Below are 22,086 nucleotides of genomic sequence, written 5' to 3'. Positions count from 1 at the left end.
GTAGAATATATAAGAATTGACGCATCGTATGATCGCGTGCATCATGATTCCATCATTGATGACGAGCGGAGGCCACATGGACGAGGTCAGTCGGCAGGACAGCAAGCAGAAAGAGCCCCAACCGTCCTACATGCAACCGGACGGCAGCTTCGACACCCAGGCCTTCCTGGACGGACTGGATGTCATCTTCAACGCCGGCAAGGCCCGCGATCAGGCCGGACCCTACCTGCAGCAGGCGCTGGTGGATGCGGAGAATGCGGGCGATGACACCGGACTGCTGACCGTGCTGAACGAAACCATGGGCTTCTACCGGTCCCAGGGTCGCCACCAGGAGAATATGTGGATAATCCAGCGCACCATCGAGCTGGCCACACGCATGCGCATCGAAGGGTCCGAGGCCTGGACGACCACCCTGATCAATGCAGCCACAGGTCTGCGGGCAGCCAAGAAGTACGACCAAGCTGAAGACCTCTACCGGCAGGCGCTTGCCTCCGCAGCCAAAACTCTTGGGCCCAGGGACCGACGGCTGGCCGCCCTGCACAACAACCTGTCCATGCTCTACAGCGAAACCAAGCGGCCCGACAAGGCCGAGCAGGAGCTGCGCCGGGCCATGGACATCCTGGAGAATTCCAGTACTGATCCTTCCCGGGATCTGGATCTGGCCTCCACCCACACCAATCTTGCCCTCCTGCTCATGCAGAGCAAGGACAATCCGCAGGCTCTGCAAGAGGCTTGGAACCAGGCCCGCACCGCCCTTAGCATCTATCGAACCGGCCACCTGGAGAACAGCGCACACTATGCCTCGGCCCTGGCAGGCTTCGCCCAGGTCTGCTACATGACCGGTCGTTTCAGCCAGTCGGCAGACACCTACCGCAAGGCCCTGGCCATCATTGAGGACCGGTACGGCAAGGGCAGCGATTACTACCAGGTCACAAAGGCCAATCTGGACCAGGCCCAGTACGCAGCCGAAGAGGCCGGGGACAAAGATCTATCCGATCAGACTGGCGAAGCAGCATCCAGCCAGCCGGAGACCAGGTACCAGAACGATGACAACGATCGGCATGACTCCCGCCCGGATATTCAAGGGCTGGATCTGGCCAAGGCCTACTGGGAGCAGGTGGGTCGCCCCATGCTGGAGGAACGCTACCCTCAATATCGCGGCAGGATTGCCGTGGGCTTGATGGGCCATGGCTCGGACTGCTATGGGTTTGACGATGCCATCTCCCGAGACCATGATTTCGGCCCGGGCTTCTGTCTGTGGCTGACCAGCGAGGATTACCAAGCCATTGGCGGCCAGCTGCAGAAGGACTATGAGACCCTGCCCACTGAGTTCATGGGGTTCGGTGCGCGGACCGACAGCGTCAGAGCAAAAGGAAGCAACCGGCGCGTAGGCGTCTTCGAGATCGGCGCCTTCTTCGAATCCCTGACCGGCTACCGGCAGGCGCCCCCGGAGGATCACTCCCACGAGTGGCTGCTCCTGGACGAGGCGACGCTGGCGGCGGCCACCAACGGCAGGATTTTCGCAGATCCTCTGGGACAGATGCTGGCCACCCGGCAGGGGTTCAAGGCGATGCCCGACGATGTGCGATTCTGCCTAATCTCCCGTCGGCTGGGCATGATCGCCCAGGCAGGCCAGTACAACCTGCCGCGGAGTCTGCAACGGGGCGACGGGGCTGCAGTCATGCTGTCAATCAACGAATTCGTGCAGGCCTGTGCCTCCCTGATCTTCCTGATCAACAATCCGTTGACAGTCGGGTATCTGCCCTACTACAAGTGGACCTTCGCGGCCCTGCGGCGACTGAGCGGACGAATGGCCACCAGACTGTCCGATCTGACCGAGCAACTGGAAGACATCCTGCGCCTGGCTTCGGCTGCCTGCTACGGGGGGCAAGGCTTTGGCGAAGGCGGCAAGGGATCCCGACCGGCCGCCGAACGCGTCACCAAACTTGTGGAGTCCATCTGCGCAAGAATCGTAGAAGAGTTGCAAGCCGAAGGCTTGACCAACAGCCCGGAAACCTTCCTGGAATGGCAGCGCCCCTATGTCGAAGCCCACATCTCTAGCGAGGATCCGATTCTGCACAGCATCTGAAAGGAGCCGAGGATGGCAAACGACGAGCAATGCCAGGATGAGAGATCTCTGCGCGAGCGGATCGTCCACCACGAATGGGAACAGTTCCAGCAGGTCAACAATGAGGGAGGTCCGGCCAACTGTCAGGGCAACTGGCCCATGTTCCACCAGATGCGCCTGAGCCAGTTTCTGACCTGGCCGCATCCCCTGCTGTCCAGCTATGCGGACGACCTGGACCAGGCCGACAAAGAGGGGCGCAACCTGTTGACCGAGAAGTACGGTCGGATGATGGAATCCACAGCCCCGGACCAGTACCACGACACCATCGCCCCCTACCTGCCCAGGCTGGGCCTGGATCGCCAGGAGCAGCAGGAGCGCATCATCAACAAGCAGGTGGCCTGGGCCAAAAGCTTCAGCGAGCGTTACCCCCGCCTAGGTCAGGAGATGCGGGTCCTGCGCACCAGCGAAGACACGCCGGAGACCACCTCCTTCGAAACATACCTGCGTGGCGAACTCGGCACCTACTCGGCCCGAACACTGGACCTCTACCAGTCCATGGTGGCCCAGATCGAGGCCCGGGGCGGCAATCTCACCGAGGAAACCATTTTGGCCACGGTGCAGATGAACGGCTTTGAGACCCTGGACGAGGCCGAACAGGCCCAGGACCGACTACCTGAACCACGATCATAAGGTCCATCTCTGCAACCAGTCGAGCAGTCGGGTAGAGTTGACGGGTGCAAAAGCTGAAAAGGGCGGGCTTAACTGCCGCCTCCTTTGTGGTCATCCTGCTGGTCGTGCTTCTTTTGGGCCAAGCCATGACGCCGGACTGGCAGGTGGAACCCTACCGCGACCATCTGCATGTCTCGACCCGCTCCACTGCCGTCGCCTCGAGTTTGGGCCCCACTACCCCTGAGGGCACCCACCCAGTCAGGGAACGGAAGATCAGGATCACTTTGGATGGAGGAGTTCGTGTCCAAGCCATCGTCAGAGAGCCAAGCGACCGAAAGGGCACCGGACCAGCCTGTCTGTTCATCCATGGTGCCGGAACAGGCAAATCCTCCGAGGTGTATGGCGACCTGGCTTCAGCCATGGCCTCAGCCGGCATCACCACCCTGGTGCCCGACAAGCGCTTGGACACCTATACCGCTTTCCACCGTGATTATCAGGCCATGGCCGCAGACTACGGGCGTTCCCTTAGCCATCTGCGCTCTTGGCCAGGCGTAGATCCGACCAAAGTGGGCCTGTACGCCGAGTCCGAGGGCACTTGGATATCGACCATCATGACCGCCAAGGATCCCAGCATCGCCTTTTCCATCCTGACCTCGCCTCCCGTCTACCCGGGGCGGCGGCAGATGGCCATGGCGGCCACCAGCTACTTGGACCTGATTGACGCACCCAAGGGGATCCGCAACGTGATACCTAGGCTCATGGGCATGGACCTGTCCCTTCTGGGCCTGGAATACGCCGACTTCCCCTCCCTGCCCTATCTGGATAAGCTGCATATGCCGGTCATGATCAACTTCGGCACTATGGATGTCTCCATGCCGGTCGAGCAGGGGGCGCGCGAGATCATCCGCAGAACCCATGCAAGCGGCAACGACAACGTAACCCTGCGCTACTACCCCACCAACCATCAGATCCGCACCGGCAGCAGGCTGGCCAAGGCCGGGTTGCCCCTGGAACCTCGATATACCCATAATCTGGAAGACTGGATCAATGCTGTAGCACAGGGCACCCAGGCCGACCAGTGGTCCACTCCCATGATTGCCGGCAGCCAACCCCGCCAGCTCAATCGGGTACCTGATCGCACCGACGCCGGGCTCCTTTCCTCATTGACTGCCCTGTTGATGTTGATGGCCAGCGGCCCCTGTCTGCTGGCTGCCGCCCTGGTGTCTGCTCTAATCGGAGCTTTGAACTCACATCTGCGAGCGCGGCAGAATGACCGAGAACGGCCCGGTTTCAGCAAAGGCCTGACGGGACGGCTCTGGTCACTGGCCCTGCTCGCCGCAGGACTGATGACGGCCCTGCTGGCCTATGCCCTTACTACGGTCCGTCAGGCACTCGGCCTGGTCCATCTGTCCTCAGTAATGACATCCTGCTGGCCCTTCTTGTCGGTCCTCTGCCTGGTGCTCACCATGCTCTTGGCGAGCACCATGACTTCTATCGTCAGCCGATCCGACAAAGAGCCAGCTGTGGCCGGGGCTGGCCACTGGCTGACACTGGCTCTGACCCTGCTGGGGTCACTGGCCATCCTTGGCAGCTTGATCTTCTGGAACGTCCTGGCGGTTTGAATCCTGGCGGGTACGCTTTGATGATGCCAACCAGCACAATATGGCCACGCCAATCAGAACCACGCCCAGTCCGATCAGAATGAAAGGCAGAATCCGCTGCCAGGGTATGGTCATAGTCAGGTACGGACCGTAACGCAGAAAGACTAATCCCAAGGCCAGCATAGCCAGAGCCAGAAGTCCGACCAGGACACCCAAAATGATAGTGGGAACGCTGGGGCCGCTCGGACGGACCGGTTCCGGCGGCTGCATCCGGACTTGGTATATCGGCGGGGGCGTCTGCGTGTCATGCGCCTGTCCCGACTGGGAAGCGGTCGGCATGGCCGCGGTGTTCCGACCCTGAGGATCCAGCGGCTGGCTTTCTCCTAATTGTTGCTTGTCAGTCATCTTCCTGATCCTCCTCCTGCCACCAGGCGTGGTAGCCGTAATCCCAATATTCGCTGATTGGTCCGTTGTCGGCCTGCGCCCGCTCCGGCTGGGTGACGCTCCCGCGGGCTTGTACAGTTACCCGGCCACCCGTCAATAGACTGGCGTCGACGATCAACTCAGGCTGGTCAGGCATATGCTGCTGATCCTCCTGGGTGGCTCGCAGGTCTTCCTCCCAATCGCGTCGTTCAGCTGATGGCAACGAATCGCCCCACCACATCCAGCTTCCCCGATCAGTCTGGGTTATCCAGTCGCCCACGCCTGACCCAAAGACCCTGTAGAGGTCGGAATGCTCCCGGTAGAACAGGCTGCATCCTTTAGGAATGAGTAGACGGACATCAGCATAGACCACCGCCAGTCGGACTGTGCCGGTCGGGCAGCCTGAGACCGTACTCGCCGCATCAGCCATCACCTGGACCCGGTGGGTGCCGTGTTCGTGCTCGTAGCCAGTAAGGTCGATGACGGCGCTTCCCTGATCGTGCGGGTCGCCGACCAGCTTGATGCCACGGTGGTAACGCCTCATGTCGCTGCTACTTGCTCCCAGCGTGCGCCCATGATTGCCTCCGTTGACTCGAATAGCGGCATAGTCGGCCATGACCCTGCGGTTCTGTCTCTGCTCAATGCCTGCCACGGCCGAACCGATGCCCAGACTGATGACGACCAGGCATGCCACCAGAGCAATTGGTGTCAGCCCTCCCGCCCTGCGACCCATCAAGCCCAGGATCAGGATGACCACTCCCAGGATCAGCGTGACGCCTCCAGCCCATATCAGGGCATAGATCAAGGCCGCATTCACCCCGCGATAGGGATTCGTGGCCATCAACCAGACTGCCGCTCCAGAGACCAGGATCAGCCCCGACAACAGACTGACCAGCACAGGTCCGGCAGGGCGGCGCCGCACCCTGGGCGGAACTGACGGACCATTACCGACCATTCCTGGCCCAGCCGAGAATGATCCAGCTGCGCCATAGCCCGGCCAGGCGCCGAATCCGTCCGGCTGAATCATGTCCCCGGCGCGTTCTGCAGAACCGTCTGTCTCCATACAGCCTCCGGAAGGTGCACCGGCAATGGGATTCTCCCCACCCTGCGCATTATTCGAATCGCTGCCAGTGTTTGCCGAATCCTCTGTTCCGAAAAAAGGTCCAGAAGAGGTCACATCCCCTTGTTGTCCCCAAGTTCCATACGAATCGGAATGCTCTGGCTGGTCCTTGTATCCTTCCGAACCCGGATTGCTCGCTGACTGTGTATTGCTTTGTGTGCCTGTGTAATCCTGGTATCCCTCATACCCCGAAAAGCTCGGATACTCAGGCTGACTCGAATGCCATCGCGGATCCGCACCGCGCTGGCGTTGCGAATACTGCGGTCCCATCATCCAAGGATCACCCGAAACCGGTCTGTCTGCATTCGGCCCACTCCCGTAATCTCTTTGATGCTGCAGAGCCTTATTGCGGCTCCACCGGATAAGAAGAAACAGGATCAGCGCGCCCAAAGCCAAGGAAAAAAGTCCGACTCCAGGAATCAGAATGGCCAGCAGCCAATAAATGATGATACCCACCATGGAAGCGTGCCAAATCCCGTGAATCAACTCTTGGGCGATGATGACCCCACGCCGGTCCGGCAAGACGAACCAGGCAAAACCGTAAAAGGCGGCACCGGCGCCGAAGAGAAAGACCGCCAGAATCATCAGCGCTCTGACCAGGGTCACGCTCCAGCCCAGCCGACGGGCCAAGGCTACGCAGACACCGCCGATCCATCCTTGGTCGCGGATCAGATAGGACTCTCTACAGGCGCGGAAGAACCTGTCGGACTTCCACTGCCAACCATTATCGGGGCCATTGCCGTTCATCTCGCTACTCATATCTTCATTACAGCACCCAGCGAGCGCAAATCTTATGGGGGAACACCCTGATTGGACCCTGATTCCTTCCGCTTATTGCCCTATCGGTACCCTCGGGAAACAATAATGGAGGCATGAACGCACCCATGCAGGAAGAACAAACGTTGAGGGAACCACCTCCTCTGCACCCTGCACGCATGCCCCTGATGAGGCCGCATAAGGGCAGGATTCTATGCGGAGTCTGCAAGGGCATCAGCCTGCACCTGGGTATTCCCGTCTTCTGGGTCCGCCTGCTCATGGTGCTCCTGGCTCCCAAAATGATCACCTGCGTGGTTTACTGCTTTCTTTGGCTGACGCTGCCCCAGGGCGATCCCACCCAGGCAATCCAGTCGAATGACCCGCGGTCGGCCCCGCTGGCGCCCAGCATCCTGACTGAACAGTCAGGTCAAAAGGAGAATCGCAGCATCACCCCCGGGCGGATAACCAGATTGTTGGCAGGCCTGGGCATCATCCTCCTCCTGTCTGCGGTCATTCTGCTCAAGAGCGGCATGCGTCCCGCCTTGGTCGTCCCCTGCTTGCTTTTCTGTGCCGGACTGGTCCTGGCCTGGCTGAGGCCGGAAAACCAAGGAGCCGGCTACCACTTGTCGGCCCTGATCGGCAGCCTGGCTCTGATCCTGTCGGCAGCAGTGATCTTCCTGCTATCCACACAGGAATTGTCTTGGGCTCTGACTCTGATAGTCCTGGCCGGCCTGCTTCTTGTGGGCGTGACCGCAGTGGTCGTGCCCTGGATCGGCTCAATCCTCAGTCAGCTGGGCGACGAACGCGCCATGAAGGAGCGCGAGGAGGAGCGGGCCGATATGGCAGCCCACCTGCACGATGGCGTTCTGCAGACCCTGGCCCTGATTCAGCTGCATGCCGACGACCCGCATACCGTCTTCACCCTGGCTCGATCCCAGGAGCGCGATCTGCGCAACTGGCTCTATCAGGAACGCACTCCCTCGGATCGGTCAGTCAGCACAGGGCTGAGCCAGATAGCCGCGCAGGTGGAGGACGAATCCGGCAAGCCGATCGAGGTGGTCACCGTGGGCGATGCCATGCCCTGCGCCCAGACCGATGCCCTGCTTAACGCGGCCCGGCAGGCCCTGGTCAATGCCGTCACCCACGGTGGTGAACCCATCTCCGTGTATTGCGAGGCGCGCAGGAATCAGGTCGAAGTCTACGTGCGCGACCACGGTTCGGGCTTTGATATGGATGCGATTCCAGCTGATCGCCTGGGAATCCGAGAGTCCATCATCGGCCGGATTCGTCGGCGGGGCGGCAGGGTCGAGATCGTCTCCCGTCCTGGTTGGGGCACCGAGGTCAGGATGCACATGCCGCTGTCCGAAGCCAGCCAGCACCAGGAGGGCAAGGTTGGTCGAGCTGAAAAAGGGACTGATGCCGAGCAATGATAGGATGCATGGTGAACCATTCATTCACAGACGCATGCCGGTCCGATCCCACCCGTACTTGAGGACCCGCGTCGGGAAAGGCGGGCTGAACCACGCCCATGACCACGACTGCAGCAGAGCCCCATCAAGCCGAGGATGGGTCCGCAAACATTCGCGTAGCCGTCGTTGACGACCATGAGATGTTCCGTACCGGCGTCATCACCACCCTGCAGCCGCATTTTCACATCGTGGGTCAGGCGGCAGACGTGGAATCCTCCATCCTTATGGTCAGGCAGACCCGCCCCGATGTGGTTCTGCTGGATGTGCATGTGCCCGGTGGCCAGGGCGGCGGAGGCGCCGAAATCTTAAGCCGCTCCCACCCCCTCTCCCCGCAGTCGGTCTTTCTGGCACTTTCCGTATCCGACTCACCCAGGGACGTCGGCTCGGTCATCCGCGCCGGAGCCCGTGGTTACGTGACCAAGACAATCTCCGCCAAGGATCTGGTTTCTTCAATCCGCCAGGTGCACGAAGGATACGCCGTCTTCTCGCCCAAGCTGGCTGGATTCGTGCTCTCCGCCTTCCAGGAGGACGAGGCCGCAGATACCGGCCTGGCAGAAGACGACGAACTGGACCGGCTCTCCGCGCGCGAGCAGGAGGTCATGCGTCTTATCGCCCGGGGCTACACCTACCGCGAGGTGGCTTCAGAGCTTTTCATCTCCATCAAGACGGTTGAGACCCACGTCTCCAACGTCCTGCGCAAACTCCAGCTATCCAACCGAACCGAACTGACCCGCTGGGCTGCAGACCGCCGTATCGTCTGAAAGTCCGCTCAACAGGCCACGCCGTGCTGGCGAAGAAGCTGACGCAGACTGCTGATGTCACGGGCAACAATCCCTTCCATGCCCAGCCGGTCAGCCACAGCAACATGCACAGGGTCTGCATCAACGAAGATCGTATGCCCCGGGCTGATGGCGAAACGGCGCAGAGCTAGACGATAGAGGAGCGAATCGGAGAGGTCCAGATGCTCCTGGGATGAGATCAGGACACCTTTCAAGGCAGAGAGCGGTGAAAGCAGCTCGGATACCGACTCGATCAGCTGACCAGTGGATGCCGCCAGGCCCCAAAGGGCCAGGCCAGCTCGCCGCAGATCCTCCAGCAGCTCCGACGCTCCGGGAAGCAGGCCCTTCACTGCCAGGGCGTAGTTTTCCAGACAGACGCGAACCACCCAGGCGACTGCAGGCCCGTGAGTGGTTTCATAGTCGGCCAGTGCTTGCTGCGGGTCTACGCCCAGATTGATCTGTCTGCTGACACAGGCGAAGCCCCAAGGGTCCTTCGGGTCCAGCACCATATCGATCACACTGTCAGGGTACTGCCCGACCAGGGCCCGACGCGGATCCCAATCCACTAAGGTCCCGGGCAATGCGAAGAGGATGCTCCCACCTGGGGCCGCTGGATCGAAGCGGTCATCGCTGGATGTATCCTCACCTGGCAGGTCGTCCGATACGCCTTGACCAGATCCCTGCTGGAATTCCTGATGCTGCCTTGCCATGTCCCCAGAGTAGACATCTGGACCTACAGGGCCTAGGGCAGATTCCAGTCGACATGTTGTCAATCACTCAGCGGAGGTCGTTGCATGGATATATTGGGTTCAGCAACAATCGGATTTCATGCTTTGCCACCTGTCCAAGGCGGAAGTCCCGCCTGCTACGAAAGGAGCCGTCATGCGTCGGCTGCTGCTCACATCCTCGTTCCCCGCTACCGCTGACAGGTTGCCCACCTTCCTCGAGAGCTCCCCCAAGAACCATACGGTGGCCTTCATCCCAACGGCCAACCTTCCACAGCGTTCGGATGGTTATGTCCAGGAAGCTCGCAAGGCATTCACCGATATGGGATGCCGGATCGACGATCTGGAAGTCTCGACCGCCGATCCTGAGGCCATACGCCGGAGCCTGGAGGAGGATGATCTCATCTACCTGTCGGGCGGCAACACCTTCTTTCTGCTGCAGGAGCTGCGTCGCTCGGGAGCTGCTGACCTGATCAGGCAACAGGTGGATCAGGGCAAGCCCTACATCGGCGAATCGGCCGGCGCGGTCGTGGCCGGTCCCGATATCGGCTATCTGGATGCCATGGATCCACGCTCGGCCGCCCCGGATCTGGACTCCACGGCCGGCTTGGGGCTGGTGGACTTCCGCCTCCTCCCCCACCTGGATTCCGAGCCTTTCGCCGACGTGACCGGTCGCATTCTGAATCGCTACTGCGACGATCAACCTATGGTGGCCATCAGCAACACCCAGGCCGTGGCAATCCGCAGGCGATGCCTGACCATTCTTTAGGGAGAAGACCGCTCAGCGACAGAGGCCTTCCATGACCTGGCGGGCCTGATCCAGTCGATCGCCCGGACAGAGCAGGATGACGTCATCCCCAGCAAGCAGCCGCAGATCACCTGCAGGAATCAGCCTATGCTCGCCCCTGCGCAGACCGACGACGGCGCATCCGTTCGGCCAGGGGACCTGCCCCAGCAGACGACCAGCCGCCGGACTGCCATGCTCTATGGGAAACTCCACAGTGATCCTGTCAGGGACCTGGGCATCGGGAGCATGCCCTCGGCGGTAACGCTCCAACAGAGCCTCGTAAATAGGCTGGACACCCAGCAGATCAGACACCATCAGGGCTGTGAAGGCGCACAGAGCCACGGGGAGCATATGGACCAGAGAGCCGGACATCTCCACTGTCAGCAGGATGGAGGTTATTGGAGCTTTGACCGAGGCCGTCAGAGTGCCTGCCATGGCGCAGACCGCACAGACCGGAATGATCCGGACAGGCATTCCCAAGGCTGCCGCGCCCATCCCGCATAGGGATCCAGCCAGCGTACCGACTGCCAGGATGGGCATGAAGATGCCGCCAGGGGCGCCGCTGCCGAAGGAAGTGGCTGTAAAGAGCATCTTGACCAGCAGCAGAACCAGCAGGTTGATGGCCACCGACCAGGCCACCTCACGAACGCCTTCCGCCTTGCCTATCAAGTCCTCGCCACCACCCAGAACAGCAGGCAGCAGCAATCCGACCGGAAGGGCAAGGAAGAGGGAGATCACCGGTCCCAGCTTTGAGGGCAGATGGCTGTATAGGCTCTGCACAACCAACAGCAGGCGGTTCATGGCAACCCCCACCAGGCCGGCCATCAGCCCCAGGGGAATCATCAGCAGATACTGGGCGATGGTCAGCTGGGGCAACGCGGTGAAGTCCAGGACAGGACGCAGGCCGAAACGGTTCTTGGCGATAAAATCGGCGCTCAGGCAGGCCATGGCCGCCGACAGAAGGATCATGGGAGAGAAGGACCGGTGGATCTCCTCCAGAGCGAAGACCATCCCCGACAGCGGCGCATTGAATGCTGCAGACAGACCGGCAGCCGCGCCGGAGGTCACCAGGCAGGTCTCCTCCACACGATCTCGGCGCAATCCTCGGGAAACCAGCTGGGAACCAGCCGCCCCGATCTGCACCGAGGGGCCCTCGCGTCCCAACGACAGGCCGAACATGCCGCAGGCCAGACCACCCAGGAATCGTACGCCCAGCAGAGGCAGGGCGGGCATGCGCATGCCGTGGATGACCACCCCCTCCACCTGCGGAATGCCGGAGCCGGAGGCCATGGGAACCCGACCGACCATCCAGGCCAGGGCAAGACCTACCGCCAGGACGGCCAGCAGCCATGGAGGAATCATCAGAGGCTGGCCACGCATTTGCGCGTAGGCCCATCGAGCGAACCTGGTGCCATAGCCGATGCCCTGCCGGTAGAGCACCACCAGCACTCCCACCAACAGTCCGCAACAGGCCGCCCTGAACGCCACAAGCCACCGGCCTGCCCGACCTGGTCTGGTCACCCGCATCGGTCGGTGACGACAATCCTGATCCTCATTATCTGCCGACTTCCTTCTCCAAGGCAGATTCCGCCTCATCGGCCTGCTCCCTTCCTTCCCGCGTGCACGACAGCTTCCAGCTTCCTCCGGGGCGGAGACCCGAGGATGATTTCAGTCGACGACATCATTCATGGGGAGTATGAACACCCGAGAGACCAGCTTGCGGGCAAGGTCCGGCAGGCAGGAGCCAGGCAGGCAGATAGACACATCATCAGAGCCCAGCGGCAGCGCGGTCTGTTCATCAGTCGCCGTCAGATCACGGTCCAGGACGACGGTGTCCACCTGGCCTTGATGACCCACAAGATCCAGCAGCGAGACACGGCCCGGCATTGTATCCAGACATTTGCGCAAGGTGGCAGCCGAGGCCATGTGCAGCCTCCGGCATCCGACAAGTTCCCGCACCTGACGCAGATCAGGACGCCTTATGCCCTTGGCCACCATGAGCATCAGCAGCCCTCCGGCATCCTCCAGCAACAGGAACTTGGACAGGTTATCGGCAGACAGTCCCAGTATGTCGGCAATGCCCAGAGCCAAGCCCTGGTCAATGGTGTCCAAAGGGGGATGCTGAGCAAGGCGCCAACTCGCCCCTGAATCATCCAGAAGGGTTCGCACGTCCGCTGGCACAAGCTTTTCATTCAGATGAGCAACGCCGGGTTCGGGGGCTGACCATGATCCGCGGCCTCCCGTTTTCGCAAACGCCGTGTCATTCATCGATCACCTCCGAATCAGGCTTCAGCTCCTTTTCCTTCCGTCCGATGCGCTTCCGGTTGATGCGGTAATAGGCGTTGAACAGACCGCCGGCGGTCAGCGCAACAACCAGAAGGATCAGTAACCAAATGTTCTTTTCTATGTCAACGGTTTCAAGCAGTTCATAAGCAGATGAGATCATCTTCAGCCAGCCTGCAACTGACACGTAGTACCAGGCGGTCGCCTGATCAAGGAAGCTCAGGGCGCGTCGACGCTCGGACCTGGTTCTGGTAGCCTGGCGAAGAATTTCATACCCGCGTTGACGCTCCTGCTTGATCTTGACACTGGGGACCAGCCACCACCAGGGCGAGATTTTGCTCCAATTCTTGCTGATCTGGTCGAAGCCATCCAAAAGCTCCTGATATTCCCGCAGCTCCATCAGTCCTTGGAAAAGTGGGAAGCTGAAAAGCAACCAATCTCCGAGCAGCGAAACGATGGCGATGAATAGATGCACAGCCTGGCCTTTCCTCGCAAAGACGACGCACAACAGTCGGTTCCCATGACTGATCACGGGCCCTTTTATCATTGTAGACGCCAAAGTTCAGTCCGGACCGTCACCATGCCCATGCTTCTGCCCTGATGCCATGACAAATCGCAGCCATGGATGCGAGAATGCCCCGAGATCACTCTCAGGGCACTGATCAGGCGGACAGGGCGGGATTCGAACCCGCGGTGACTTGCGCCACAACGGTTTTCAAGACCGTCTCTTTCGACCGCTCAGACACCTGTCCATTAGGCGTGCCGATTAGGCACGCCATTTATCATACGGCATCAGACTCCATCAGACCACCGCCGGAATGTCGGCGAATCCTGACACAACGACTCAGCCCTCCCAGGCCCTGGGCTCAATGACCTCCTTGCCGCCCACATAGGAGCGCATGGCCTCAGGCACGACGATGGAGCCGTCGGCGTTCTGGTGGTTCTCCAGGATGGCGACCAGCCAGCGGGTGGTGGCCAGGGTCCCATTGAGCGTGCTGACAGGACGAGTGGAACCGTCCTCCAGCCGCTCACGCTCATTGAGGCGACGGGCCTGGAACTCGGTGCAGTTGGAGGTTGATGTCAGCTCACGATACCGACCCTGGGTGGGCACCCAGGCCTCGCAATCGAACTTGCGGGCTGCCGAGGATCCAAGGTCTCCTGCGGCAGTGTCGATGATCCTGTAGGGCACGTCCACCTTGGCCAGCATCTCCTGCTCCATGGCCAGCAGCTGCTTGTGCTGGTCGCGGGAGTCCTCCTGCTTGCAGTAAACGAACATCTCCACCTTGTCGAACTGGTGGACGCGGATGATGCCCATGGTGTCCTTGCCGGCGGAACCAGCCTCGCGCCGGTAGCAGCTGGACCAGCCGCAGTAGCGCAGCGGGCCCTTGCTCAGATCCAGGATCTCATCCTCATGCATGCCTGCCAGGGAGACTTCAGAGGTGCCTACCAGATACTGGTCGTCAGGCTCGCGCAGACGGTAGATCTCGTCAGCATGGGAATCGAGGAATCCGGTGCCGGCCATGATTTCGGGACGGACCAGAGTGGGTGTGATCGTAGGAATGAAGTTATGCTCCATGGCCTGATCCACGGCCATGGTCAGCATGGCTATCTCCAGCCGTGCCACATCGCCACGCAGGAAGTAGAAGCGGGAACCTGAGATCTTGACGCCCCTGCGCATGTCGATTCCAGCGACGCCCTCGCCCAGCTCCAGATGGTTCTTGGGCTGGAAGCCCTCCTTGGCGAAGTCACGTGGAGTGCCGACCTTCTTGACAACCACGTAGTCATCTTCGCCGCCCTCGGGAGCTTCGGGTTCTACCAGGTTGCTGAACTTCCACATGAGGTCGGTGTACTTGGCGTTGGCCTCATCAGAGGCTGACTTGCTGGCGTTCACCTTGTCCGACAGGCTCTTGGTCTGTGCCAACAGCTCGGCCTTGTCATCTGGGGAGGCCGACGCCACGCGCTTGCCAAGCGACTTCTGCTCGGCTCTGGAGCTCTCATAATCCTGGAGTGCGACTCTGCGCTCTTCGTCCGCCTTGAGCACCTCGTCGACGAGTTCGACGGATTCGCCACGCTTGCGCTGTGATTCACGGACCACATCCGGATGTTCCTGAATGAATCTAATATCTAACATATCTGAATTGTATTCCTTTCAAAGGACACGGGATCCGTCCGGACCCTTCCGGATCCTGCAACGCATCGAGAAAGCGGACGGATCCCGCAGCGCCTCACAACCTCACTCAGACGAACAAGTGAACAATATTGTAGAAGATTGCACTGACTGCGATCAAACCAATGACCACAATGAAGACGTTGCTGGCCTTGCCTGAATATTTCTTGAGCGAAGGCACTGTATGGATGGCATACATGGGCATGAGGAAGAGAACGAAGGCGATAATAGGGCCGATCATGGTTTCGATCATGTTCATGACTGAGAAGTTGGCCCAGGCCACCAGCCAAGCCACCAGAAGGATGAAGCCCTCCACCATGAACTGCATGGTCTTTTCAGGCACTCGACGGTCAGCCTTCTTGGCTACCTTCCTGATGATGCCGCTCAATCCCTCGCTGGTGCCCAGATAATGGCCCAGGAAGGATTTCGCGATGGCGACGAAGGCTATGAAGGGCGCTACATAGTTGATGATGGGATTGTTGAAGTGGTTGGCGATATAAGTCAGGATCGACACATTCTGAGCCTTTGCCTGGGCAAGGTCCGCCGGCGACAGCGAAAGCACGCAGCTGAAGACGAAGAACATGACCACGCTGACCATGAGCAGTTCAGCACGCTTGAGAATGCTGGTCACCTTGCCGTCGACATACTTGTCGCCGTATTCCTCTCGCTCGGCGACCGAGAAGGAGGAGATGATAGGCGAATGATTGAATGCGAAGACCATGACGGGAATGAGCAGCCAGAGGCTTTCCAGCAGGCCGGAAATGCTGAAACCACCTGCGCTGTTGCGAGGGAAGCTGGAGAAGATGGCGGTGTTCCAGTGAGGAATCAAATAGAGGGAGAAGAGCACCAGCACGGCAACGAAGGGATAGACAAGGATGCTCATCACCTTGGTGGTGACTGCGGTGCCCAGGCGGACAATGGCCATGAGCACGACGACAAGCACCAGGGATAGAAGCCACCGCGGAGGAGCCGACATGTGCATCTGGTTGACGATGAAGCTTTCAGCCGTGTTGGTGATGGAAATGCCGTAGACCAGCAGGATCGGGAAAATCGACAGGAAATAAATGATCGTGAAGATCAAGCCAAAACCGTAGCCGTAGTGCTCCTCCACCACGTCAGTGATGTCATCGCCCGGCTTATCGGCTGAGAGCACGAACCTGCTCATGGCTCTATGGGCGAAGAAAGTAGTCGGGAAGGCGATGATCAGCATGAAGATCAGCCCCATGATGCCGCCGCTGCCCGCATCGATAGGCAAGAAGAGCACTCCGGCTCCGATGGCGGTGCCGAACAGGCTCAGCATCCATACCGTATCGCCCTTATGCCATTTGGCAGCATATTCCTTGGTCCCCTTTGCCGCTTCAACGCGGGCAGTCGGGTTTTCCGCATTCGTCATACCGGAACCTTTCTTCTTTCTTCTTCAAACCTCTTCGTTACTTGTCGAACACGGTCCTGCGGAACCGCTTGCCGGTAGGGGTGCCCGCCAAACCGCCAATGCCCGTTTCCCGCAATGAGGAGGGCATGCTCTCGCCGATGGACTTCATTGCTCCAATAACCTCATCAGCTGGAATCCTGCTCACGCCGCCGGAGAGCGCAATATCGGCAGCTACAAGAGCGTTGGCAGTACCTATGGCGTTGCGCTTGACACAGGGGATCTCCACCAAACCAGCGACAGGATCACAGACCAGGCCCAGCAGGTTGCTCAATGCGATGGCGAAGGCCTGGGCACATGTGGAGGAATCCCCCCCGGCCCCCTCTACCGCCGCTGCGGCCGCCATGCCGGAAGCGCTGCCCACCTCGGCCTGGCAGCCGCCTGTGGCCCCGGCGATCATGGCCTGGTTGGCTGTGACAAGCCCAAAGGCGCCGGCAGTGAACAGACAACGAATCAGTTTATCATCATCTAATCCCAACCGGTTCTTGAGAACGGTGATCACACCAGGCAACGTGCCCGAAGAACCAGCGGTAGGGGTCGCGCAGATGATCCCCATGGCAGCATTGACCTCGTTTGTCGCCATTGCAGCCACGACGGCTTCCAGCATGGCATCGCCGCTCAGGCTGGTCCGCGTCTTCCTGTAATGCTCCAGCAGGGCTGCCTCGCCACCGGTCAAGCCGGTCTTGGAGAACACGCCCTTGCCTTGGGAGCCCCTGTCCACGGCTGATTTCATCGTTTGCAGATTCTTGGACATCTTCGCCCAAACTTCCTCGCGGGTCTCATGATATCGACGCATCTCCTCGTCAATCGCTATATCCGATATCGACAGGCCGCGATCTTGGGCCATACCCACCAATTCGGCGATCGAGCTGAACATTTCAATGCCTCCTAGTCGATGTAGATCATCCGGGACGAGTGACCGGCGATCTCTTGCTGCATCTGTGCCGACAATGGGTTGTCCAGATCGAAGTCATAGAGCGTCATGCCAGGCCGATCCCCGGACTCGTACCGGGTCTGTTTCGTCACGCCTGCTTCTTGAAGCCGGTCCTGCATCTGCTCCAACCAACCGCCACCGTCATTTTCGGACTGATCGCGTTCCACCAAAAGAATGGGCAGAAGCCCGGAGGGGGTGATAGCGCATCCGTCCAATCTGATGCGACGCACCTCAATGGTCCCGCCCCCGATGGAACAGGCCGCATAAGTCACCCGGCCGCCGTCACCAAGCAGATCAACAACTGCAGTATTGGGGTGGCCTATGGGACTGGGCCCTTCTTCCTCGTGAAAAGCCAGCGTCATACCCTGTTTTTGGGCGATCTCGACAGCTTCGGGAACACGGGTGTCGTCAGGCGCAAAACCGAGCAAACCGCCAACTATGGCGTAGTCAGTGCCGTGCCCCTTGTGGGTTTGCGCGAAGGAATCATAATAGTGGATATCGGCTCGACGCGGCGCCCCTCCTATAAGGATATGGCCGACCCGTCCGATAGCCACCGCTCCAGCCGTATGCGAACTTGAAGGACCTATCATAATGGGGCCGATGATGTCAAATACGCTTTTGTATTTACCCATGCCTACTTCCTCTTCCCGTTCCGCCAGGCGTTGAAGTTTCATGCTTTGCGATTACCGCTGCTGCACCATACTGACGGGTCCGAGCGGACTACATTCATCCTACATTTGCAATTTTCATATCACAAATCAAAAAATTTATCATAAGTCTCGGAAGTGTTACATCAGCGGATGTTGCCCCCCCCCCCCCCATACGTAGAGGGTTCGTTCACGTCGGACACGCCCAAGGGCTTCGGGTCGGCACCGCGCGCACAATGGAGTCATGCCAATTCCAGCGATCGTCATCCTCGGCATCCTGGCGGTGGCGGCCATTGTCGTCACGGCGGTGGTGCTGGTTTTTCGCGTCCAAAGGCGGCATAGGTTCGCCATGCAGATCCTGGCCCGGGACGACGACCAGCTCAGCTACGCTTTCGTCATCAACCCCTCCAAGCCACAGGCGGCTGCCGCCCGCGAGCGCATCCAGCAATACTGCCGCGACAAGGGCATCCGCGAATTCAGCTTCATCGAAACCCGGCTGGATCGGGACGGGAGGGCCTGCGCCCGCATGGCACTGGACCGCGGGGCCAATGTAGTCGTTGCCGTGGGCGGGGACGGAACCGTACGCACCGTGGCCAGCGCCATGGCATCCAGCGATCATGTCATGGGCATCATCCCCATCGGGACCGGCAACCTCTTCGCTCGGAACATGGGCATTCCCGTAGGCGATCTGGATGCCGCCCTGGCCGTGGCTACCTCGCACGGATCCACCCAGGTCGACGTAGGGCGCATGGCTCTGCTGGACCAGGAGGATCAGGAGCGACGACGGGGCCATGCCTTCCTGATCATCGCCGGCATCGGATTTGATGCCTTGATGATCGACGACACCGACCCCAATCTGAAGAAGACGGTCAGCTGGCTGGCATACTTCATCAGCGGCGCTAAGCATCTGTTCGCACCCAAGTACACGGCCGACATCGCCATCACACGGCCCGACCAGGTCACGCAGACCAATACCTCGGTTACCTTCCGCACCTTCATGGCTGGCAACTGCGGGGAGATTCCCGGATTCTCCCTCATGCCCGCCGCCTCCTATGAGGACGGCATCCTGGACTTCGAGATCATCGACACCTCAGCTGGCCTGATCGGCTGGGCCAACCTCTTTGGAGATGTCATGCATCAGACCATCACCCGCAAAGCCAGCCAGAGCCCCCTATCCACCAACTCCACCATCGTCCAGCTGCAAGGATCCAAGGCCGAGATCCGCCTGGAGAAGCCCGCTTTGGCCCAAGTGGACGGCGACATTCTGGGCGAGACACGCCATATTGCGCTCAGCGTGGAGCACCGGGCCCTGAACGTGCGGGTGCCCCGGTCCGACTGAGACTGGGAGAGCCTGTTACCCCTCTGTCCGCTTTCTCATGCCGGGGTGGCATGATGGGAGCCATGACAGCACAGAACGCAGGCAGGCCTGCCAGCCCAGAAGATCTGATCAACGTCGACGATCTGATTGGCAGGTACTACGATCTCATCCCCGACCCTTCCATCCCCTCCCAGCGCGTGTCCTTCGGCACCTCCGGGCATCGTGGCTCCGCCCTGACAACCTCCTTCAACGAGGCCCACATCGTGGCCATCAGCCAGGCCATAGCCGAACAGCGAGCCAAGGACGGGGCCACCGGACCGCTCTACCTGGGCCGCGACACCCACGCCCTCTCCCTGCCCGCCTGGAAGACGGCCATCGAGGTCCTGACAGCAAACAGGGTACGGGTGCGCATTGACGCCAATGATGACTACACGCCCACACCCACCGTCTCCCAGGCCATCCTGACGCACAACCGGGCGGCCGACGGCACCCAACGCTTCTCCGGCAAGGATTTGGCTGACGGCATCGTGGTCACCCCCTCTCATAACCCACCCGCTGACGGTGGATTCAAGTATGACCCGCCCACAGGCGGTCCGGCTCCGGCCGAAACCACCAACGCCATAGCGCAACGCGCCAATGAGCTTCTGGGCGACTACAAGCGGGTCAAGCGGATTCCCTTTGAGGATGCCATTAAATCCGACCTCGTGGAGCGCTTCGACTACCGGGAACACTACGTGGCTGACCTGGGCAATGTCATCGACTTTGATCTGCTCAGATCTTCCGGGGTGCGTCTGGGCATCGATCCGCTGGGCGGCGCCTCGGTCAACTACTGGCCGCTGATCAATGAAAAGTACGGCCTGAACATCGGCATCGTCAACCCAGAGGTTGATCCGACCTGGCGGTTCATGACCATTGACCACGATGGGAAAATCCGCATGGATCCCAGCTCACCCTATGCCATGAAGGGTCTGGTTGATCGCCTCAACGCCGGGGCCTGGGACTCCTACGACCTGGTGGGCGGCACCGATCCGGATGCCGATCGGCATGGCATCGTCTGTCCAGGAACCGGTGTTATGAACCCCAACCACTACATCGCCGTCTGCGCGGAATACCTCTTCTCGGGCAACCGACCCGGATGGCCCCAAGGCGCCGGCATCGGCAAGACCCTGGTCTCCTCCTCCCTGATCGACCGCGTGGCTGCCTCCATCGGCGCCAGGCTGATCGAGGTGCCTGTAGGCTTCAAGTGGTTTGTCAACCCTCTCTTCAAGGGCGAGGTGGCCTTCGGCGGCGAGGAGAGCTCCGGGATGAGCTTCCTGCGCCGGGACGGCCGTGTCTGGACAACGGACAAGGACGGGCTGATCCCTGACCTCCTGGCTGCCGAAATCACAGCCAAGACCGGAAAGAATCCGGCCCAGCTCCACCAGGAGCAGGTGGAACGCTTCGGCCAAAGCTGGTACAAGCGAGTGGACACCCCTGCCACGTTGGAGCAGAAGCAGAAGTTTGCTCAGTTGAACGGCGACGATGTGACGGCTTCCACCCTGGCGGGCGAGCCCATCACTGCCAAGCTGACCGAGGCCCCGGGCAATGGGGCCAAAATCGGAGGCATCAAGGTAACCACCGAGAACAACTGGTTCGCCGCCCGCCCCTCCGGCACCGAGAACATCTACAAGGTCTACGCCGAATCCTTCGTTTCCCCTAAGACCCTGGATCAGGTTCTGGACGATGCCGACCAGGTGGTCACCAAAGCTCTGGGCTGAGCTTCAGACAAGACCCCTGCCCTCCTCCGCGACAGTCATCGCTGGGGCGGGGGTTCTCTATTTTCCTGTTTAAACTGAAACTATGACCAATGACAAGAATCTGGTCGTCTCCACCGACGGCAGTGCACTGAGCAATCCCAATGGCCCCATGGGTTGGGCTTGGGCCGATCACCAGGGCGGCGACGCAGATGCAGGCGGCGCCAGCAACGGCACCAATCAGATTGGCGAACTGTGCGCCGTGCTGCAGGCCCTGCGCGCCCACCCAGGCGAGCGCCCGCTGGTCATCGAAACCGACTCCCAATACGCCATCAACTGCTCCACCACCTGGGTGCCCGGGTGGAGGAAGAAAGGGTGGAAGAACTCCCAGGGCAAGCCGGTCAAGAACCGCCCGCTTATTGAAGCCATCGACCAGGCGATCCAGGCACGGGCGGGATCGGTCAGGTTTGTCTGGGTCAAGGGCCACGCCGGCAACACATTCAACGAAAAAGTGGACACCCTGGCCCGCGGCTACGCCACAGCTGCAGGCAAGGGCGACCGGGAAGGCTGTCTTCCTATCGAAGGCTGGCGTTCGCTGCTGGCCTCCCCCTATGCCAAAGGCACGCAGGTACCGCCCGCAGTCAAGGAGGAGCTGGACGCAGGACCCCGTGTTCTGGACGAGCTGGGCCGCAAGAAGGTTCGTCTGGACCAGGAAGAGCAGAAAGATCTAGCCGAAACCGCCGTCGAGTCCCAGGCTGTGGATCCCGAGCAGGCCGAATCTGTAGAAGCAACAGCTGATGCAGACGATGATGCGAAGCCCGAGGCCATCAATGGCATGCCCGACCCCGACTTAACCGATGGTCAGGAAGACGAACTCGGGCCGGCTTTCAAGGGCACCTCGGACGCCGATGCAGTTGACCAGGAGACCAAGGACTCCGGGGCCCGGGGACTGAGAGCCAGCGGTCGCATCCGCATCACGCCGCCTCCTTCCGGCAGCAGCATGTTCACGGGACAGGACCTGCATATCGTCGGCAGCATCGATATAGATGCGGACATTGACCCTGACGGCTTCGTGACCATCCAGGAGGCGCCTTTCCGCCTGCATGCCATCGAAGTGGAGGATTAAGCGGCTTCTGGACCGTCAGGGGCCATCGTCTAAACTGGAGTGAACCTGAACC

General features: G+C 60.4%; 19 protein-coding genes and 1 tRNA gene. 9 read left to right on the top strand and 11 right to left on the bottom strand.

The annotated features are described in order from the left end of the window. The first annotated feature begins 76 nt into the window (after positions 1-76). Genes J3T95_RS06680 through J3T95_RS06670 form a run of 3 tightly spaced genes read left to right on the top strand, consistent with a single transcriptional unit; the run spans position 77 to position 4,359 of the window. Positions 77-2,089, top strand: coding sequence for a DUF4037 domain-containing protein (locus tag J3T95_RS06680; protein ID WP_416378746.1), 2,013 nt, complete (start codon positions 77-79; stop codon positions 2,087-2,089). Positions 2,090-2,101: 12 nt separating this feature from the next. Beyond that, positions 2,102-2,758 carry a DUF4125 family protein gene (locus J3T95_RS06675; protein ID WP_267450859.1) on the top strand — a complete coding sequence of 219 codons (657 nt, stop codon included), beginning with the start codon at positions 2,102-2,104 and terminating at the stop codon, positions 2,756-2,758. A gap of 44 nt (positions 2,759-2,802) precedes the next feature. Further along, the gene (locus J3T95_RS06670) at positions 2,803-4,359 is read left to right on the top strand and encodes an alpha/beta hydrolase family protein (RefSeq protein WP_220236218.1); all 1,557 of its coding nucleotides are present in this window, start codon (positions 2,803-2,805) and stop codon (positions 4,357-4,359) included. On the opposite strand, the gene J3T95_RS06665 is transcribed toward J3T95_RS06670, so the two are convergent. After that, a complete protein-coding gene (locus J3T95_RS06665; protein ID WP_267430170.1) occupies positions 4,309-4,743 on the bottom strand; it encodes a hypothetical protein in 435 nt (144 codons plus the stop codon). The genes J3T95_RS06670 and J3T95_RS06665 overlap by 51 nt on opposite strands. Beyond that, positions 4,736-6,640 carry a PspC domain-containing protein gene (locus J3T95_RS06660; protein WP_267450858.1) on the bottom strand — a complete coding sequence of 635 codons (1,905 nt, stop codon included), beginning with the start codon at positions 6,638-6,640 and terminating at the stop codon, positions 4,736-4,738. Before J3T95_RS06660 ends, J3T95_RS06665 begins: the two co-directional genes overlap by 8 nt. A gap of 113 nt (positions 6,641-6,753) precedes the next feature. On the opposite strand from J3T95_RS06660, the gene J3T95_RS06655 reads away from it, so the two are divergent. Continuing rightward, positions 6,754-8,067 (top strand): ATP-binding protein, encoded by a 1,314-nt coding sequence (locus J3T95_RS06655; protein ID WP_267450857.1) that lies wholly within the window; start codon positions 6,754-6,756, stop codon positions 8,065-8,067. A gap of 98 nt (positions 8,068-8,165) precedes the next feature. Next, positions 8,166-8,867, top strand: a complete 702-nt coding sequence (locus tag J3T95_RS06650; RefSeq protein ID WP_220236221.1) for a LuxR C-terminal-related transcriptional regulator — start codon at positions 8,166-8,168, stop codon at positions 8,865-8,867. Positions 8,868-8,875: 8 nt separating this feature from the next. Here the strand turns inward: J3T95_RS06650 and J3T95_RS06645 are convergent, their stop codons facing one another. Further along, positions 8,876-9,595: a hypothetical protein gene (locus J3T95_RS06645; RefSeq protein ID WP_267450856.1), complete on the bottom strand. Its 720-nt coding sequence runs from the start codon at positions 9,593-9,595 to the stop codon at positions 8,876-8,878. Positions 9,596-9,767: 172 nt separating this feature from the next. Here J3T95_RS06645 and J3T95_RS06640 point away from each other — a divergent pair, with 172 nt between their 5' ends. Continuing rightward, complete coding sequence (locus J3T95_RS06640) at positions 9,768-10,379, top strand: Type 1 glutamine amidotransferase-like domain-containing protein (protein ID WP_267450855.1); 612 nt, start codon at positions 9,768-9,770, stop codon at positions 10,377-10,379. A 12-nt stretch (positions 10,380-10,391) separates the two neighbouring features. Here J3T95_RS06640 and J3T95_RS06635 read toward each other — a convergent pair whose 3' ends face one another. The 8 genes from J3T95_RS06635 to J3T95_RS06600 form a co-directional block, all read right to left on the bottom strand. Further along, positions 10,392-11,924 (bottom strand): ClC family H(+)/Cl(-) exchange transporter, encoded by a 1,533-nt coding sequence (locus tag J3T95_RS06635; protein ID WP_416378753.1) that lies wholly within the window; start codon positions 11,922-11,924, stop codon positions 10,392-10,394. A 141-nt stretch (positions 11,925-12,065) separates the two neighbouring features. Continuing rightward, a complete protein-coding gene (locus J3T95_RS06630; RefSeq protein WP_267450853.1) occupies positions 12,066-12,578 on the bottom strand; it encodes a YbaK/EbsC family protein in 513 nt (170 codons plus the stop codon). Positions 12,579-12,657: 79 nt separating this feature from the next. Next, positions 12,658-13,080 (bottom strand): hypothetical protein, encoded by a 423-nt coding sequence (locus J3T95_RS06625; RefSeq protein WP_267450852.1) that lies wholly within the window; start codon positions 13,078-13,080, stop codon positions 12,658-12,660. A gap of 267 nt (positions 13,081-13,347) precedes the next feature. After that, positions 13,348-13,432: transfer RNA gene (locus J3T95_RS06620), tRNA-Ser, on the bottom strand. A 92-nt stretch (positions 13,433-13,524) separates the two neighbouring features. Then, on the bottom strand, positions 13,525-14,811 hold the full coding sequence (serS, locus tag J3T95_RS06615) for a serine--tRNA ligase (RefSeq protein WP_220236227.1): 1,287 nt from the start codon (positions 14,809-14,811) through the stop codon (positions 13,525-13,527). A gap of 106 nt (positions 14,812-14,917) precedes the next feature. Further along, positions 14,918-16,240 carry an aromatic amino acid transport family protein gene (locus J3T95_RS06610; protein ID WP_267450851.1) on the bottom strand — a complete coding sequence of 441 codons (1,323 nt, stop codon included), beginning with the start codon at positions 16,238-16,240 and terminating at the stop codon, positions 14,918-14,920. A gap of 37 nt (positions 16,241-16,277) precedes the next feature. Then, a complete protein-coding gene (gene sdaAA, locus J3T95_RS06605; RefSeq protein WP_220237452.1) occupies positions 16,278-17,153 on the bottom strand; it encodes an L-serine ammonia-lyase, iron-sulfur-dependent, subunit alpha in 876 nt (291 codons plus the stop codon). An 11-nt stretch (positions 17,154-17,164) separates the two neighbouring features. Beyond that, positions 17,165-17,842: a serine dehydratase beta chain gene (locus tag J3T95_RS06600; RefSeq protein WP_267444106.1), complete on the bottom strand. Its 678-nt coding sequence runs from the start codon at positions 17,840-17,842 to the stop codon at positions 17,165-17,167. Positions 17,843-18,101: 259 nt separating this feature from the next. On the opposite strand from J3T95_RS06600, the gene J3T95_RS06595 reads away from it, so the two are divergent. From J3T95_RS06595 to J3T95_RS06585, 3 genes are all read left to right on the top strand, one after another. Next, positions 18,102-19,196 carry a diacylglycerol/lipid kinase family protein gene (locus tag J3T95_RS06595; RefSeq protein WP_267450850.1) on the top strand — a complete coding sequence of 365 codons (1,095 nt, stop codon included), beginning with the start codon at positions 18,102-18,104 and terminating at the stop codon, positions 19,194-19,196. 62 nt (positions 19,197-19,258) lie between these two features. Further along, entirely contained in the window at positions 19,259-20,932 is a 1,674-nt protein-coding gene (gene pgm / locus J3T95_RS06590; protein WP_267450849.1) for a phosphoglucomutase (alpha-D-glucose-1,6-bisphosphate-dependent), read from the top strand. An 82-nt stretch (positions 20,933-21,014) separates the two neighbouring features. Further along, positions 21,015-22,034, top strand: coding sequence for a ribonuclease H family protein (locus J3T95_RS06585; RefSeq protein ID WP_267444104.1), 1,020 nt, complete (start codon positions 21,015-21,017; stop codon positions 22,032-22,034). The last annotated feature ends 52 nt before the right edge of the window (positions 22,035-22,086 follow it).

This window comes from Bifidobacterium sp. B4079, assembly GCF_026537385.1.
GTDB classification, from domain to species: Bacteria; Actinomycetota; Actinomycetes; order Actinomycetales; family Bifidobacteriaceae; genus Bombiscardovia; species Bombiscardovia asteroides_I.
Note: the sequence above shows the minus strand (reverse complement) of the source record. Positions and strands in the feature narration are given on the sequence as shown.

What these genes read in the sequence shown, in the direction of transcription:
- J3T95_RS06680 (WP_416378746.1), top strand. Translation starts at nt 77, where the DNA reads ATGGACGAGGTCAGTCGGCAGGACAGCAAGCAGAAAGAGCCCCAACCG.
- J3T95_RS06675 (WP_267450859.1), top strand. Translation starts at nt 2,102, where the DNA reads ATGGCAAACGACGAGCAATGCCAGGATGAGAGATCTCTGCGCGAGCGG.
- J3T95_RS06665 (WP_267430170.1), bottom strand. Translation starts at nt 4,743, where the DNA reads ATGACTGACAAGCAACAATTAGGAGAAAGCCAGCCGCTGGATCCTCAG.
- J3T95_RS06660 (WP_267450858.1), bottom strand. Translation starts at nt 6,640, where the DNA reads ATGAGTAGCGAGATGAACGGCAATGGCCCCGATAATGGTTGGCAGTGG.
- J3T95_RS06655 (WP_267450857.1), top strand. Translation starts at nt 6,754, where the DNA reads ATGAACGCACCCATGCAGGAAGAACAAACGTTGAGGGAACCACCTCCT.
- J3T95_RS06650 (WP_220236221.1), top strand. Translation starts at nt 8,166, where the DNA reads ATGACCACGACTGCAGCAGAGCCCCATCAAGCCGAGGATGGGTCCGCA.
- J3T95_RS06645 (WP_267450856.1), bottom strand. Translation starts at nt 9,595, where the DNA reads ATGGCAAGGCAGCATCAGGAATTCCAGCAGGGATCTGGTCAAGGCGTA.
- J3T95_RS06640 (WP_267450855.1), top strand. Translation starts at nt 9,768, where the DNA reads ATGCGTCGGCTGCTGCTCACATCCTCGTTCCCCGCTACCGCTGACAGG.
- J3T95_RS06635 (WP_416378753.1), bottom strand. Translation starts at nt 11,924, where the DNA reads ATGCGGGTGACCAGACCAGGTCGGGCAGGCCGGTGGCTTGTGGCGTTC.
- J3T95_RS06625 (WP_267450852.1), bottom strand. Translation starts at nt 13,080, where the DNA reads ATGGAGCTGCGGGAATATCAGGAGCTTTTGGATGGCTTCGACCAGATC.
- serS (WP_220236227.1), bottom strand. Translation starts at nt 14,811, where the DNA reads ATGTTAGATATTAGATTCATTCAGGAACATCCGGATGTGGTCCGTGAA.
- J3T95_RS06610 (WP_267450851.1), bottom strand. Translation starts at nt 16,240, where the DNA reads ATGACGAATGCGGAAAACCCGACTGCCCGCGTTGAAGCGGCAAAGGGG.
- sdaAA (WP_220237452.1), bottom strand. Translation starts at nt 17,153, where the DNA reads ATGTTCAGCTCGATCGCCGAATTGGTGGGTATGGCCCAAGATCGCGGC.
- J3T95_RS06600 (WP_267444106.1), bottom strand. Translation starts at nt 17,842, where the DNA reads ATGGGTAAATACAAAAGCGTATTTGACATCATCGGCCCCATTATGATA.
- J3T95_RS06595 (WP_267450850.1), top strand. Translation starts at nt 18,102, where the DNA reads ATGCCAATTCCAGCGATCGTCATCCTCGGCATCCTGGCGGTGGCGGCC.
- pgm (WP_267450849.1), top strand. Translation starts at nt 19,259, where the DNA reads ATGACAGCACAGAACGCAGGCAGGCCTGCCAGCCCAGAAGATCTGATC.
- J3T95_RS06585 (WP_267444104.1), top strand. Translation starts at nt 21,015, where the DNA reads ATGACCAATGACAAGAATCTGGTCGTCTCCACCGACGGCAGTGCACTG.